Origin of the sequence: Streptomyces sp. RG80 (genome assembly GCF_040446465.1) — a bacterium.
Lineage (GTDB): Bacteria > Actinomycetota > Actinomycetes > Streptomycetales > Streptomycetaceae > Streptomyces.
This window is the reverse complement of record NZ_JBEAAJ010000005.1, coordinates 674,615-689,164: the sequence shown is the minus strand read 5'-3', so window position 1 is coordinate 689,164 and position 14,550 is coordinate 674,615. Positions and strand designations below refer to the sequence as shown.

Below are 14,550 nucleotides of genomic sequence, written 5' to 3'. Positions count from 1 at the left end.
CGCCTTGCCCGCCGAGTTGACGTACCGGATGACCTTGCCGGCGAGCGGGTTCTCGAAGAGGTTGAGGCGGGCTTCCATGGTGAGCTCCTGTGGCTTGGTGTCGATGCCTACGCCCCTTTGACGGAATGGGCCCATGCGATGTGACACGGCTGAATGTGGCGTGAGCCACACCTGCCACGGGGCTGGTCGCTAGAGGGTGCGAGCCCGGTGGCGGCGGACCGCGTCGCGGTTGGCGCAGCGCGGGGAGCAGTAGCGCTGCCGGCCGGTGCGGGAGGTGTCGGCGTAGATCGTGGCGCACTCCGGCACGGCGCAGCGGCCGAGGCGTTGCATACCGCGGCCCGTCAGATGCAGTGCGGTGCCCACGGCGATCAGGGAGGACAGCACCCCGCCGAGCGGCTGCCCCTCGTCGCGGTAGTGCAGATGCCAGCCGCTGCCCACGTGGTCGGTCATCCGTGGGTAGGCGGCGGCCGCGGCCAGCATCCGGTTGACCAGCTCGGCGCGCTCGCGCTCGTCGGTGGCGTCGACGACCTTCTCCCAGCCGTCCAGTACGTCGAGCGTGCGCCGAAGGTCCTCGGGTGTGGCGGGGCCCTGCACCGTCAGCCCGGCGGCCCGGCAGCGATCGGCGAGTTCCGTGGGGCGCGTCGGACGGCGGTTGGCCAGGTCGGCGGCCAGGTTCACGGCATCCTCGCCGTAAGGGTTGAGATGCATAAGGTCATTACATCAGGGTCGTGGTCATGGGACAACGCACCGGACTCCGATCCGACGTACGGCAGGCCAGGGAGTACGACCTCGTCGAACTCATGCGGCTACGGGCTCTGTTGTTCGAGCACCTCGGAGGTGACTTCTTCAACCCCGCCTCGGCGGACGAGGGATGGCTGGACACCCTGGCCGTGGTGCTCAAGGAGCAGCTGACCGCGGACAGCGTGCGCATCCTCGTCGTGGACGGCGACGACGGTGGGCTCGCCGCCTGTGGCATCGGCACCGTCGAGCAACGGCTGCCGGGGCCGCACCTGTACAACGGCCGGGTCGGGCAGGTGCTCGGCGTGGTCACCGACCCCGCCCACCGGCGCCGCGGGCACAGCCGCGCCGTCATGCGGGGCCTGCTCGACTGGTTCCGGGAACGCGAGGTGGCGCGAGTGGACCTGCACGCCTCCCCGGAGGGCGAACCGCTCTACCGCGACCTCGGGTTCACCCCGCACCCCGACCCCGCGCTGTGCCGGCGTCCGTGAGACGCGGCGCACGCTACCGGTGGGTCGTCCTCGCCGTGGCCACCTTCACGCAGGCCGCGTCCGGCTTCTTCGTGCAGGGCATCGGAGCCATGGGCATCCAGCTGCAACGCGAACTGGGCCTGAGCACCGCACAGTTGGGGCTTCTGGTCTCGGCCGCCCAGTTCGTCCCGCTGGTCGGGCTGCTGGTGGCGGGGGAGTTGCTGGACCGCTGCGACGAGCGCTGGGTCGTCGGGGCGGGTGCCGGTGTGGTCGCCGTGGCCCTGGGGGCGGGCGCTCTGGTGCCGGGGTACGCGGGTCTGCTCGCCGTGCTGCTGGTCGTCGGCGCGGGATACAGCACCGTGCAGCCCGGCGGCAGCAAGTCGGTGGCGTCCTGGTTCCATGCCTCGCAGCGCGGGTTCGCGATGGGTGTCCGGCAGGCGGGGCTGCCACTGGGTGCCGCGTTCGCCTCGGCCGTACTGCCCCTCGTCGCAGGGGCCTTCGGATGGCGGGCGGCGCTCGTGACGGGTGGGTTCGTCGCCCTGCTGGGCGCGGTGGCCTTCATGACCCTCTACCGCCGGCCACCCGGTCGGGCCGTCCTTCCCCGGGCCAGGACGCCACGGGGCGTGCGGATGAGGCTGCTCCGAGAGCCGGCCATGGTCCGGACCATGCTGGCCGGGGCCGGCCTGATCTCCGTGCAGTGCGGGGTCGGCATCCTGACGGTGCTGTATCTCCACGAGGTGGCACACGCCGGCGCCGGGGCGGCGGCCCTGGTCCTGGTCGCGACGCAGGGCACGGGCGTCCTCGGCCGGATCGCGCTCGCGGCCTGGAGCGACCGCGTCGGGGTCGGGCGGCAACGCGCCGTCGTGGTCTGCATGGTCGCGGTCGTCGCGGGGATGGCCGTGCTGCTGACCCCGGCGGGCCGGTCGGCGGCCGTCGCCTGCTGCGCGTTCCTCTGGCTCGGGTTCTTCGGATTCGGCTGGTACGGCCCATGGGTCGCCCAGGTCACCGAGTCGGCGCCGCCGGACAGGACGGGGTTCGCCCTCGGACTGGCGATGTCCGTGAACCAGATCGCCATCGTCGCCGTACCGCCCCTGCTCGGCCTGCTGAAAGATCTCAGTGGCGGATTCGCGCCCGCCTGGGGTCTGCTGATCGCGATGACCCTGGCAGCCCTGGTGGCCTCGGTGCGCACCGGAGGTGCGCGCCGGTCCGCAGACCCGGCCCCCGACAGAGACGAGGTCGCATGCCCCAGCTGATACCCGAGCCGGGGCCCCGACGCGTGCTCGCCGCCTCCAACTTCGTCTACACGCTCGGCAGCGGCCTCTATCTGACCGCCGGGGTGCTGTACTTCACGAAGGCCGTCCACCTGCCCGCGGCCCAGGTCGGGCTCGGCCTCGGCATCGCAGGAGTGGTCGCCCTGACGGTGGGCATCGCCGTCGGTCACCTCGCCGACGTGTACGGGGCACGCGGGGTCTACGTGACCACCCTCGTCGTCCAGGCGCTGGCGACGGCGGCGTTCGTCCTGGCCGACGGCTTCTGGGCGTTCGTCCTCGTGGTGTGTGCGGCCGCCGCGGCGAAGGCGGCCGGGCTGGCGGCGCGCTCCCCGCTCATCCGGCACTACGGAGGGGACCGGCCGCAGGAGTTCCGCGCCTACCTGCGTGCGGTGAGCAATGTCGGCATCTCCCTGGGGGCCGTGGGCGCGGGCTGGGCCGTCCAGGTGGGCACCCTCGGCGCGTACCAGGTCATGGTCGCCGGGAACGCGACGGCCTTCGCGGTCGCCGCGGCCGTCCTCGTCCGGCTGCCGCCGGTCGCGCCCGGTCCGGCCGCCGAGGGTCCCAGGTGGAGCGCCCTGCGAGACCGGCCCTACCTGCTGCTCACCGTCCTCGACGGCATGATGGCCGTCCAGTTCAAGGTGCTCACCGTGGCGATCCCGCTCTGGCTGGTCGACTTCACCGCCGCACCGCACTGGCTCGTCTCCGGCACCATGCTCACCGGAACCGTCATCGTCATCGCGTTCCAGGTACGCGTGGGCCGGACCGTCGACTCGCCCGCGGCGGGCGGCCACGCCTACCGGCGGGCGGGCGTGGCCTTCCTGGTCTCCTGCGCCCTGGTCTCGCTGTCCGCGGGCCTGCCGGGCTGGGCAGCCGCGGTGCTTCTGCTGACCGCGGTCGTCGTCCACACGATCGGTGAACTCTGGCACGCCGCCGCCGGGTTCGAGGTCTCCTTCGCCTTCGCCCCACCGCACGCCACCGGCCAGTACCTCGGCGTCTTCAACCTGGGAGCGGGCCTGGCCGAGGCGTTCGGCCCCGGCCTGCTCATCGCGCTCTGCATCACCTGGGGCCGCCCCGGGTGGTACGTCGTCGGCGCACTGTTCCTGCTCACCGGCCTCGCGGCACCCGCCGCCGTGCGCCGGGCCGGGGTCAGCCGGCCGTCCGCAGATACGCCCCGAGCCGAGCGATCGCCGACGGGTTCCGCGGGCTCTCCACCAGGTCGACGTAGTCCAGCGTGAAGATCCGCCGGTGCTTGACGGCGGAGACGTTCCGCAGCGGGGCGTAGGAGAGCAGGAACTTCTTCTTCTGCTCGGCGCTCACGTCACCGTAGTCGCAGATCACGATGACATCGGGGTTGCGCTCCACCACGCTCTCCCAGCCCACCGTGGTCCAGGAGTCCCGCACGTCGTGCATGACGTTGACCCCGCCGGCCTCGCTGATGATCTGGTCGGGGGCGGCGTAGCGGCCGGAGGTGAAGGGCTGGTCCTGGCCGCTGTCGTAGAGGAACACCGAGGGCTTCTTCGCCGGTGCCTCGGTGTGCACGCCGGCGATCTGCTTCTTGAACCCGGCGATCAGCGTGGCCGCGCGCTTCTCGACGCCGAACAGTTTCCCGAGGTTGGTGAGGTCGGTGTAGAGCGCCTCCAGCGGCGGCATGATGCCGCGCGAGGTCTCGGTGCGGCCGTTGCGACAGGACTCGGTGAGGATGTACGAGGGGATGCCGAGCTTCTTCAGAGCGTCCGGGGTGAAGCCGGCGTCCTCGCGGAAGCCGTAGTTCCAGCCGGCGAAGACCAGGTCGCCGCGGACGTCGAGGACGTTCTCCTTGGTGAGCTGTTCCTTGGAGAGCCACTTGACCTTGTCGTAGCCGTCCTTCCACGGGACGCCGCTCAAATCGCCCTTGTCGTCGGGCATGGCGAACCCGGCCATGCGGTCCTCCAGACCGAGCGCGAACATCAGCTCGGTGATCCCGACGTCGTTGGTGACCACCCGCTCGGGGACCTTGTCGAACGTCACCTTCCGGCCGCAGTTGGTGATCGTCACGGACGAGGACTTGGCGTCCTTCGACGTCGTCTCGACGGACGCGCCGCAGCCGGTGGCGGTCGCGGCGAGACACAGGGCGGCGGCGAGCAGTTTGCGCATGGGGGTTCTCACAGTCTCTGCGGGGGCTACGGGAGCAGGTCGAACAGGAGCTGGACGGCGCCGGTCTCCGGATGCCGTACGGGATGCGCGCGCACCCCGAACACCTCGGCCAGCAGGGCGGGTTGCAGCACGTCGTGCGGTGTGCCCGAGGCCACGACCCGGCCGCTCGCGATCACGTACAGGACATCGCAGTGCGCGGCGGCCAGGTTGAGGTCGTGCAGGGCGGCGAGCGCGGTGACACCGCTGGCGCGCACCAGGGACAGCACGTCCAACTGGTGGGCGATGTCGAGGTGGTTGGTGGGTTCGTCGAGGACGAGCACCCGGGGCTGCTGGGCGAGCGCGCGGGCGATCAGCACGCGCTGCTTCTCGCCGCCGGACAGGGCGAGGAACCCCCGGTCGGCGAGATGCTCCACGCCGGTGCGGGCCATGGCCTCCGCGCACAACTCCCGGTCCGCAGCGGCCGTACGGTCCCGGTGCGGCAGCCGTCCCATCGCGACCACCTCGGCGACCGTGAAGTCGAACTCGGCCGACGACTCCTGCGGCAGCGCGGCCAGTACCCGGGCGGTGTCCCGGGCCGGCATCGCGTGCACATCGTCCCCGTCGAGCCGCACCACACCCCCGGCCGGCCGAAGTGCCCGGTACACACAGCGCAACAGAGTCGACTTGCCGCTGCCGTTGGGGCCGACGAGCCCGACGAAGGCCCCGCTGTCCACGGCGAGCCGCACCTCGTCGACGATCCGCGCCCCGGCGGCCTCGACCGTCACGTCCTCGATGTCGAGCCTCATGGTCAACGGCCTCCGAACGCGTAGCCGCCGCGCCGCATCAGCAGCAGGAAGGCGGGCACGCCCACCACGGCGGTGATGACTCCGACGGGCAGCTCGGCGGGGGCCAGCAGCAGCCGGGACAGCACGTCCGCCCACACCAGCAGGACCGCGCCGGCGAGCGGCGCCACGGCCAGCACCCGGCGATGGTCGGCGCCGACCAGCATCCGTACGACGTGCGGCACCATCAGCCCGACGAAGCCGATGGCCCCGCTGACCGCCACCACGGTGCCGGTCACGGCGGCGGTGACCAGGAACAGTTCGCGGCGCAGCAGGGTCGGGCGGACGCCGAGCGCGGCCGAGGTCTCGTCGCCCATCGCCAGGGCGTTGAGCGATTCCGCCCGCCATCGCAGCCACGCCCACCCGGCGGCGACGGTCACCGCGACGAGGGGCACCTGCGTCCAGGTGGCGCCGCCCAGACTGCCCAGCAGCCACATCAGCGCCGACCGGGCCGCCTCGCCGCGGGCCGCGCTGAAGACCATCACAGTGGTGAGGGCCTCGAAGCCATAGGCGAGCGCGGTGCCGGTCAGGACCAGCCTCAGCGGGGTGAGTCCGTGCGGGGAGCGGGCCGCGGCGTACACCAGCGCCATCGCAGCGAGGGCCGAGGCGAACGCCGACACGGACAGCGCCCAGACGCCGAGTCCGGCGAAGGCGCCGAGCAGGATGACCGCGTTGGCGCCCACCGCCGCGCCGGAGGAGATGCCGAGGACGAAGGGGTCGGCGAGCGCGTTGCGGACCATCGCCTGCACCGCCACCCCGACGGCCGCGAGCCCCGCGCCGACGACGGCGCCGAGCACCACCCGCGGCAGCCGGATCTCCCAGACGATCGTGTACGCGGCGGCGTCCTCGGCACGCACGGTCCCACCGGTCAGCCCGGCCCACAGGAACCGGAAGACCTCCGCCCAGCCGATGCCGGCGGCCCCCAGACCCACCCCGCCGACGAGGGACACCAGGAGCAGCAGCGTCATCCCGGCCACCAACGGGGGCAGGGGTATGCGGCTGGGGGCGGTACTTCGGCGCACGGTCGGGGCGGTCCTTCGCGTGGGGCCGCCTGATGAACGTCAAGGAGACAGCCCGTACGGACCGAGAGGCCGCGCGGTCCCCTCTCGCAGTCCTCGGCGAGCAGTCAACGGGTCGCACCACCCACGGGCGATCGGGCTCACGCGGCACCGGGTGAAGCGTGCCGCGCACACCGTTGCGGGTCAGCGCCGGGATCTCACCGGACTTCCCCCGCGGGAGGCTCGGGGAGCCTAGCAAGCCGGGGGTGCCGGCCGGCCGTCGGGGTAGGCGCGGTTGTGTCTGTCCGGTGCCGGGTGGTCCGTGCTGTCATGAGAGGGGCGGGGAGGTGAACACCCATGCGAATCGGGGGTCGGTACCGGCTGGGGGAGCGGGTCGGGCAGGGCGGCATGGGGCGGGTCTGGCGGGCACGGGACGAGATGCTCGAACGACCGGTCGCGGTCAAGGAGTTGTGGCTCGACGGCCCGGACGCGGCCGAGGATCCGCGGACCCGCCGGGAGCGGGCGCTGCGCGAGGCGCGGGCCAGCGCGCGGATCGACCACCCGGGCGTGGTCCGGGTCTACGACGTGGCCGAGGAGGACGACCGGCTGTGGATCGTCATGGAGCTGGTCGAGGCGCCCTCACTGGAGCGGACCGTCGCCGAGCACGGGCCGCTCGGCGTCCGGGAGACGGCACGGATCGGCCTCGCGCTCGCCGAGGCGCTGCGCCGGGTGCACGCCGCCGGGGTGCTGCACCGGGACGTCAAACCCGGCAACGTACTGCTGGGCCCCGGCCGTCGCGTCGTCCTGACCGACTTCGGGATCGCCGCCCTCCAGGACGCGCCGGGCCTGACCGGAGCCGGCATGGTGATCGGCTCCCCGGAGTACATGCCCCCGGAGCGCACCACCGGCCGTGACCCGGGGCCCGCCTCCGACTGGTGGTCCCTCGGCGCCACCCTCTGCACGGCCCTGACCGGCCACTCCCCGTTCGCCCGGCCCTCGATGCCGGCGACGCTCCTCGCGGTGGTCTACGAGGAGCCCGAACTGCCAGGCGCCGACTGTCCGTTGACGCCGCTGCTGCGCGGGCTCCTCGCCAAGGACCCGGCGCTGCGGCCGGGCGGGGACGAGATCGTGGCGTTCCTGACCGCGCTGCTCGCACGGCCGGAGCCGGTGGCGGAGCCGCCTCCCGACGCAGGCTCCCGGCTGCTCACGGCGCTGGTGCTGATCGCCGCGGCCGCCCTGGTCGTCGTGATGGTCGTCACCGCGATCCCGTCGGGCGGCGAGACCCGGCTGCCGGAGGTCACCCCGACCCCCACGGTCGCGGGCACCTCCCGGCCACCGTCCTCGCCGGCCACGACTCCGGCGCCGCGCTGAGCGCAGGGAGGAGCGCCGAGAGCGCCGCGCCGATCCTCACGCGCGCAGGACGACCCGCTCCCGGGGCCCGTCCTTCCGGAAGGCCCACTTCAGGTCCGGTTCCATGACGAACCGGAACGCCCTGCGCACGACCGGCGTGCAGAGCACGGTCACGATCACGGCCGCGACGACGGTGACGACCACCTCGCCGAGCGGCTGGTACACCCACGCGGGGTCGTACCAGCCCCAGTACTTGGAGCCCTGCGCGACGAACCCGTGCAGCAGATAGCCGTACAGCGTGCCGGCGCCCAGCGCGGTGAACCACATGCGCCGCCCGGGCACCCAGGACAGGAAACAGGCCACCAGCAGCGTCGAGCAGGCGAAGACGACCAGGGTCATGACCGGGCCGTACCAGGCGGGTGCGCCCAACTCCTGGGCGCTGTCCCGGTGGTAGAACCAGGCGCCGCTCATCCGCGGCACCGCCCAGTACGCCAGCGCGAGCGCGCCGACGAACACCGGGACCGCCGCGATCCGTACCTTCCAGCGGCGCACCAGCCGGAAGTGCTCCGGCTTCAGGCACAGGCCGAGCACGAAGTACGGCAGGAACTGCAGGGTGCGCTGGAGGTCGAGGTCCTCGCCGATGGACGGGGTCACGCTCGCCAGCGTGGCGACGGCGAGCGCGAGCGGCAGCGGCCAGCGCACCGAGCGCCACACCGGGGTGGTCAGCCGCCAGATGAACAGCGCGGCCAGGAACCAGGTCAGATACAGCGGTTCCAGCAGGCTGACCGGGCGGTCCGGCACCCCGTCGGTCCACCGGGTGTAGAAGGTGTACGCCGTCTCGAAGACGACGTACGGGACGGCGACGCCGGTCACCAGTCGTCGGAGCCGCTGCGGGCTCGCGTCGAAGCTCCGGGAGACGTGGCCGGCGATCACGATGAACGCCGGCATGTGGAAGGCGTACACGAGCATGTAGAGCGCGGAGGCGGCCCGGCTGCCGTCGCGCAGCGGCTCCCACGCGTGTCCGGTCGCCACCAGCACGATGGCCAGGTACTTGGCGTTGTCGAAGAACGCGTCCCGCTGCTTGACGGGCGCGGTCCGGGGCGCGGAGTCCCGCTCGGGTGCGAGATCGGTGGCCGGGCTCACCACACCGCCCCCTGCGCACCGCGCAGGAAGACGGCCGGGACGCATCTGACGGAAGTGACGGGAGTGAGGGGTACCTGGGGCATCCCACGCGCCTGACCACTTCTCGGCGCGCCAAACCTGCGGGGTTTCGCGCCAAGCCTCGCGGCGGACCTCTCAGGCCGCGGGGCGCACCAGCCCCGACTCGTAGGCGAAGGTCACCGCCTGGACGCGGGCGCGTCCGCCGATCTTGGCGAGGATGTGGCTGACGTGCGATTTGACGGTGGTCGGTGCGATGGACAGCCGCTGGGCGATCTCGGCGTTGGACCAGCCGGAGGCGACCGCGGTCAGGACGTCGCGCTCGCGCTCGGTGAAGGTGTCGAGCCCGACCCCCGGCGCGTTGGGGCGCACGGGCTGGAGCTGACGGACGGTGTCGATGAGGGCGCGGGTCAGATGCGGGGTGATGACCGAGTCACCGGTGGCCACGACCCGGATGGCGGCGATCAGTTCGTCGGGGGTGGCGTGCTGGGGGAGGAAGCCGCCGGCGCCGGCCCGCAGGGCGGTGTAGGCGTGCTCCTCGTCGCTGGTGGGGGTCAGGACCAGGACACGTGCCGGACGGGCGGGTTCGGTCGAGACGGCGAGGGCCGGCGGGTGGGTGATCCGGCGGATGACGTCGGGGCCTTCCGTCTCGTGGATACGGCCGTCGAGCAGGACGGCGTCCGGACGGAGCACGGCGGCCAGGCGGACGGCCTCGGTCCCGCTCCGGGCCTCACCGGCGACGGTCAGGTCGGGTTCGCCGGCCAGCAGCATGCGCAGGCCGTGCCGTTGGAGGGACTGATCGCTGGCGATGAGGACGGAGGTCATGACGGCTCCTTCTGAACGAAACCGTTTCGTTCACCGTGAGCTCAGAATACCCCTCCGGCATCGAAACGAAGCCGTTTCGTCTGTGGTCTCGATCACCCCCGCCCACGGGAACTCAGAGAAACGGAGTCCCCGCGTCCAGCCCCGACAGGATCCGCCCGTACAGCTCCAGATTGGTCGCGGGATTGACGAACGAGTGCAGGTTCAGCGCCTGCACATCGCGCACGGCCCGCTGGACGGGGACCTCCCGGTGCAGCGAGGAGGCTCCGCAGGCGGCGGCGACCAGGTCGACGGCCTCCTTGCACAGCCGCGCCACATAACCGGTCTGCGCCCGGATCCTGGCCCGCTCCTCCACCGTGAAGGGCTCACCCGCCTCGATCCGGGCGACGAAGTCCCTCGTCATCAGCTCGGCGCAGGAGATCTTCATCGCGGCCTCGGCCGCCTGGAGATGGGTGACCGTCGCCTCGTTCTGCCGCTGGTGGCGGCTGTAGGTGATACCCCGCCGGTGGATGCGTTCGGTGAACTCCGCCAGCGCGCCCCGCGCCAGACCGAGCGCGTGCGGCGCCGTCCAGACACAGAACATCAGCAGCACGGGCATCCGGTAGAAGGGATCGTCGGCGTTGGCCTTCGAGGGGAACTCGCCCGCCAGCAGCGGTCCGACGGGCAGGACGCGACGGTCCGGCACGAAGACGTCGCGGGCCACGACGCTGTTGCTGCCGCTCCCGGCCAGACCCGACACATGCCAGTCGTCGAGGATCTCCAGCTCGGCCATGGGCACCGCGGTCCACAGCACCTCGGGCGGCCCGTCGCCGGACCCGACCCGCGCCGTCAGCAGATGCCAGTCGGCGTCCTGACAGCCGGTGGCGAAGCCCGAGGTGCCGTTGACGACGTACCCGCCGTCCGACGCGACCGCCGTGGCGTCCGGGATCAGGGTGCCGCCGACCCGTACGTCGGGACCGGTGAAGATCTCCTCCTGCGCCTCGTCGGGAAAGAGCGCGGCGATGAAGGCGCAGCCGGCCTGGATCAGGGCCGTGAACGCGGTCGAACCGCACGCGGCGGCGATCTCGGCGATCACGTCGACCTGGGTGCTCGGCCGGGTCTGGTGACCGCCGTACCGCCGGGGGACGTTCATCCGGTACACACCGGCGTCCGTCAGCGCCGCGAGGACCTCGCTCGTCACCCGCCTGCGCTGCTCGGTGCGCAGCGCGTGCTCGGCGATCAGCGGCCGGAGCGCGTGGACGCGGGCGACAAGGTCCGTGTCGGAACGGGGTGCTGTCATGGGCGACCTCCGGTGTCCCACCGTGACGCCCGCCGGCAGCATCGTCAATGCCCCGTCACACAACGGGAGTTGGCCTCTTCGCGGGAACGGAGTTCGTCGCCCGGAGCCTGCGGCCGCGGCGCGTGGGCCCCCACGGCTTGAGGACCGAGATCACCGTCATGAAGAGATAGGCGGACAGCGACACGACCGGCCCGAACAGGACGTCACCGGCGTCCGGCAGCGGTCCGCCCGCGGCCACGGCGGCGACCGCCGCGTTCACACCGGGGCGCAGCGCGAACGCCGTGGCGGTGGTCGTGGCGAGGGTCAGCCAGAACTTCGTCCAGACCCAGCGGTGCCGCGCCAGCCCCCACACCGTGCCCAGCGACAGCAGCAGACCGCTCAGGAGCGTGAGGAATGCGAGCGGGAGCAGCAGCCAGTCGGCGAACAGCTTCATGGTCCGGACCGAGGCCTCGACGGTCACCGCCGCCTCGGTGGTGGTCGCGGTGATCCCGAGCGCGAGCAGCCCGAGGGTGAGCCCGAGCCAGCTCGCGGACGAGACGACATGGACGATCAGGGAGACCCGGCGGGCCGGGCGGTTCAGCTTCACCCGCACCACGGTGCCGGGCGGGGGCCGCCGAGGCGTCCGACGGCGGGAGTAACCGCGCGTACCGGCCTCGGAGTACGACGCCGACGCTCACTGCCTCGGTTCTCACTGCCTGGCGCCCACTGCCTCGGCCCTCACGGCTTCGGCGCTCACTTCTTCGGCAGGAACTCGCTCAGGGCGTCGATCAGGGCGTCGAGGGGCGGCTGCTCGGCGGAGCGGTCCGTGAGGACCGTACGGCCCTCGAAGCGGACCTCGTACTGGAAGAGGTCCCGGGCGCTCATGCTGATCGCGAAGTCGGACACGTCGTCCAGCGCCGGATCGCCGAGCAGCAGCCGCAGCTCCCTGAACTCCGCGGCGCCGGCCCGCCGAACCACCGACGTGTCGCCGTCACTGGCGTGGACGCTGCCGTCGCCGCGCAGGACCACCTTTCGGGAGACACCGGCGAATCCGCCGCTGACGTTCATCGACACCAGGGTCTGCCGCGGCCCCTCGACGGGCACCGGAGTCGCGGTGGGCGAGGTGGAGGGGGAGGGGGAGGCGGACGGCGAGGGGGTGGGTGTGGGCGACGCCGACGGCGAAGGCGCCGACGCCGAGGTGGTCGCGGCGCTCACCTCGACCTCCGTCGCCTCCTCGGCCGTGCTGCTCCCGGAGCTCTCGAAGGTGCAGCCCCCCAGCGCCAGTACGCAGGCCGTCGCCACGACCGCCGAAACCCTGCCGAACACGGTGCCCCCACCTGTCGATCGCCACAGTGGGAGAGTCCCTATCACGGAATCCCGCACTCCGACCCGGAACGGGCGCGCGCACGACGACCGGCGGCGTACCGTCGTAAGGGTGGACGTCACTGCGGACCGTCTCGTGTCCCGGGCCGCGCACGCACTGAGCCGGGCGGCGGACGGGCTGGTCCACGATGTCGAGCGGTGCCTGCGCGCCGAGGTCCCCGAACTGTGGGACGACCCGGAGGGTATGGCCTCGGAGAACATCGCCGACCATGTCCTCGCCGTACTGGCAGGGCTGGAGCACGGAGTCGAACCGAGCCGTATCGAACTGCCCGCCGCCGAGATCGAGCGGGCCCGCCGGATGGCCCGGTACGGCATCCCCGTCAGCGCGCTGCTGCGGGCCTTCCGGCTCGGACAGGGCGTGGTCCTGGACCGGCTGCTCCAGGAGCTGCCGCGGCTGACCGACGACGCCGGACTGATCAGCGCGGCCACCCGCCGCATGGTGGCCACCGGGACCGGCTATATCGACCGCACCTCGGAACACGGCGTCCTGGCCTACCAGGAGGAGCGGGAACGCCGGCTGCGGGCCCGGCTGTCGATGGTCAACGAGGCGGGCCTGCGCATCGGAACCACGCTGGACATCACCCGCACCTCCCAGGAGCTGGCCGACTTCGCCGTCGAGCACTTCGCCGACCGGGTCACCGTGGACCTGCTCGACTCCGCCCTCCACGGCCACGACGTTCCGACGCCGGACCCGCCCCTCCTGCGGCGGACCGCCCAGCGGCCGGCCGCGGCGGAACCGCCACCCCATACCTACCCGGAAGGGTCGCCGGCGGCCCGGGCCCTGGCCACCGGAGAACCCTCCCGGGACCGTTCGACGCTGGTCGTACCCCTGCGCGCCCGCGGCACGACCCTGGGCGTAGCGCGCTTCGTCCGCGACCGCACCCCCGACCCCTACGACGACGAGGACCTGCTGCACGCCCAGGAGATCGCCGCCCGGGCCGCGGTCGCCGTCGACAACGCCCGCCGCTACACCCACGCCCGCGCCACCGCCCTCACCCTCCAGCGCAGCCTCCTCCAGCAGAACCTGCCGCAGCAGTCCGCCGTCGAGGTCGCCTGCCGCTATCTGCCCGCCGGTGACCGGCTCGGCGTGGGCGGCGACTGGTACGACGTCATCCCGCTCTCCGGCGCCCGGGTCGCCCTCGTGGTGGGCGACGTCGTCGGCCACGGCATCCACGCCGCCGCCACCATGGGCCGGCTGCGGACCGCCGTACGCACCCTCGCCGACATCGACCTGCCGCCCGACGAACTCCTCACGCACCTCGACGACATCGTCATCCGGCTGTCCGCCGAAGCGGCCGGCGGCCCGGACGACGAGGCCGCCGGTGACATCGGCGCGACCTGTCTCTACGCCGTCTACGACCCCGTGTCCCGGCGCTGCACCCTCGCCCGCGCGGGCCATGTGCTGCCCGTCCTGGTGACCCGCGACGGCACCGTCGACCTCCTCGACCTGCCCCCGGGCCCACCGCTGGGCCTGGGCGGCCTGCCCTTCGAGGCGGCCGAGGTCGACCTCGCCGAGGGCAGCCTGCTCGCCCTCTACACCGACGGACTGATCGAGGCCCGCGACCACGACGTCGAGACGGGCCTGGACCTGCTGCGGGAGGCCCTCGCCAGGCCCGGCCCCTCCCTGGAGGCCACCTGCGACACCGTCCTGGAGGCCCTGCTCCCCGCCCTCCCGGACGACGACGTCGCCCTGCTCCTCGCCCGCACCCACGCCCTCGGCGTCCGCCAGGTCGCCACCTGGGACCTGGAGTCCGACCCGGCCGCCGTCTCCCGGGCCCGCGCGGACGTCGCCCGGCAACTGCGCGTGTGGGGCCTGGAGGAGCTCGACTTCACCACCGAACTGGTCGTCAGCGAACTGGTCACCAATGCCATCCGCTACGGCCGTCCCCCCATCCAGCTGCGGCTCATCCACGACCACGGCCTGCTCTGCGAGGTCTCCGACGCCGGCGGCACCACCCCCCATCTGCGCCGGGCCCGCACTCTCGACGAGGGCGGCCGCGGACTGCTCCTGGTAGCCCAACTCGCCGAACACTGGGGCACCCGCCACGCCTCCCACGGCAAGACGGTCTGGGCCGAACTCAACGAGTCCGACCAGACACTCCAGACGCTGCTGAACGTCTCCGTGCCGGAATGAACGCGTCGCCGAGA

At 72.6% G+C, this 14,550-nt stretch carries 14 protein-coding genes; 5 read left to right on the top strand and 9 right to left on the bottom strand.

Going from position 1 to position 14,550, the window contains the following annotated elements; genetic code table 11:
* Nucleotides 1-189: 189 nt before the first annotated feature.
* On the bottom strand, nt 190-708 hold the full coding sequence (locus ABKA17_RS20795; RefSeq protein ID WP_353693605.1) for a CGNR zinc finger domain-containing protein: 519 nt from the start codon (nt 706-708) through the stop codon (nt 190-192).
* Between the two features lie 26 nt (nt 709-734).
* Between ABKA17_RS20795 and ABKA17_RS20790 the strand changes: the two genes are divergently transcribed.
* From ABKA17_RS20790 to ABKA17_RS20780, 3 genes are read left to right on the top strand one after another with little or no spacing between them, the layout of a single operon-like run.
* Nucleotides 735-1,229, top strand: coding sequence for a GNAT family N-acetyltransferase (locus tag ABKA17_RS20790; protein WP_353693604.1), 495 nt, complete (start codon nt 735-737; stop codon nt 1,227-1,229).
* The gene (locus ABKA17_RS20785; RefSeq protein WP_353693603.1) at nt 1,226-2,461 is read left to right on the top strand and encodes an MFS transporter; all 1,236 of its coding nucleotides are present in this window, start codon (nt 1,226-1,228) and stop codon (nt 2,459-2,461) included. Before ABKA17_RS20790 ends, ABKA17_RS20785 begins: the two co-directional genes overlap by 4 nt.
* The gene (locus ABKA17_RS20780) at nt 2,449-3,714 is read left to right on the top strand and encodes an MFS transporter (protein WP_353693602.1); all 1,266 of its coding nucleotides are present in this window, start codon (nt 2,449-2,451) and stop codon (nt 3,712-3,714) included. Before ABKA17_RS20785 ends, ABKA17_RS20780 begins: the two co-directional genes overlap by 13 nt.
* Here the strand turns inward: ABKA17_RS20780 and ABKA17_RS20775 are convergent.
* Genes ABKA17_RS20775 through ABKA17_RS20765 form a run of 3 tightly spaced genes read right to left on the bottom strand, consistent with a single transcriptional unit; the run spans nt 3,626 to nt 6,401 of the window.
* Complete coding sequence (locus ABKA17_RS20775; protein WP_353693601.1) at nt 3,626-4,612, bottom strand: ABC transporter substrate-binding protein; 987 nt, start codon at nt 4,610-4,612, stop codon at nt 3,626-3,628. The genes ABKA17_RS20780 and ABKA17_RS20775 overlap by 89 nt on opposite strands.
* A 26-nt stretch (nt 4,613-4,638) precedes the next feature.
* Nucleotides 4,639-5,397 (bottom strand): ABC transporter ATP-binding protein, encoded by a 759-nt coding sequence (locus ABKA17_RS20770; protein WP_353693600.1) that lies wholly within the window; start codon nt 5,395-5,397, stop codon nt 4,639-4,641.
* A gap of 2 nt (nt 5,398-5,399) precedes the next feature.
* Entirely contained in the window at nt 5,400-6,401 is a 1,002-nt protein-coding gene (locus ABKA17_RS20765) for a FecCD family ABC transporter permease (RefSeq protein WP_353693644.1), read from the bottom strand.
* 387 nt (nt 6,402-6,788) lie between these two features.
* On the opposite strand from ABKA17_RS20765, the gene ABKA17_RS20760 reads away from it, so the two are divergent.
* Nucleotides 6,789-7,802, top strand: coding sequence for a serine/threonine-protein kinase (locus ABKA17_RS20760; RefSeq protein WP_353693599.1), 1,014 nt, complete (start codon nt 6,789-6,791; stop codon nt 7,800-7,802).
* Between the two features lie 36 nt (nt 7,803-7,838).
* On the opposite strand, the gene ABKA17_RS20755 is transcribed toward ABKA17_RS20760, so the two are convergent.
* The 5 genes from ABKA17_RS20755 to ABKA17_RS20735 form a co-directional block, all read right to left on the bottom strand.
* A complete protein-coding gene (locus ABKA17_RS20755) occupies nt 7,839-8,969 on the bottom strand; it encodes an acyltransferase family protein (RefSeq protein WP_502994304.1) in 1,131 nt (376 codons plus the stop codon).
* A gap of 108 nt (nt 8,970-9,077) precedes the next feature.
* On the bottom strand, nt 9,078-9,764 hold the full coding sequence (locus ABKA17_RS20750) for a LuxR C-terminal-related transcriptional regulator (protein WP_353693597.1): 687 nt from the start codon (nt 9,762-9,764) through the stop codon (nt 9,078-9,080).
* 112 nt (nt 9,765-9,876) lie between these two features.
* On the bottom strand, nt 9,877-11,040 hold the full coding sequence (locus ABKA17_RS20745) for an acyl-CoA dehydrogenase family protein (RefSeq protein WP_353693596.1): 1,164 nt from the start codon (nt 11,038-11,040) through the stop codon (nt 9,877-9,879).
* A gap of 55 nt (nt 11,041-11,095) precedes the next feature.
* A complete protein-coding gene (locus ABKA17_RS20740; protein WP_353693595.1) occupies nt 11,096-11,626 on the bottom strand; it encodes a DUF2269 domain-containing protein in 531 nt (176 codons plus the stop codon).
* Between the two features lie 146 nt (nt 11,627-11,772).
* The gene (locus ABKA17_RS20735) at nt 11,773-12,345 is read right to left on the bottom strand and encodes a hypothetical protein (protein ID WP_353693594.1); all 573 of its coding nucleotides are present in this window, start codon (nt 12,343-12,345) and stop codon (nt 11,773-11,775) included.
* 109 nt (nt 12,346-12,454) lie between these two features.
* On the opposite strand from ABKA17_RS20735, the gene ABKA17_RS20730 reads away from it, so the two are divergent.
* A complete protein-coding gene (locus tag ABKA17_RS20730; protein WP_353693593.1) occupies nt 12,455-14,536 on the top strand; it encodes an ATP-binding SpoIIE family protein phosphatase in 2,082 nt (693 codons plus the stop codon).
* Nucleotides 14,537-14,550: the final 14 nt, after the last annotated feature.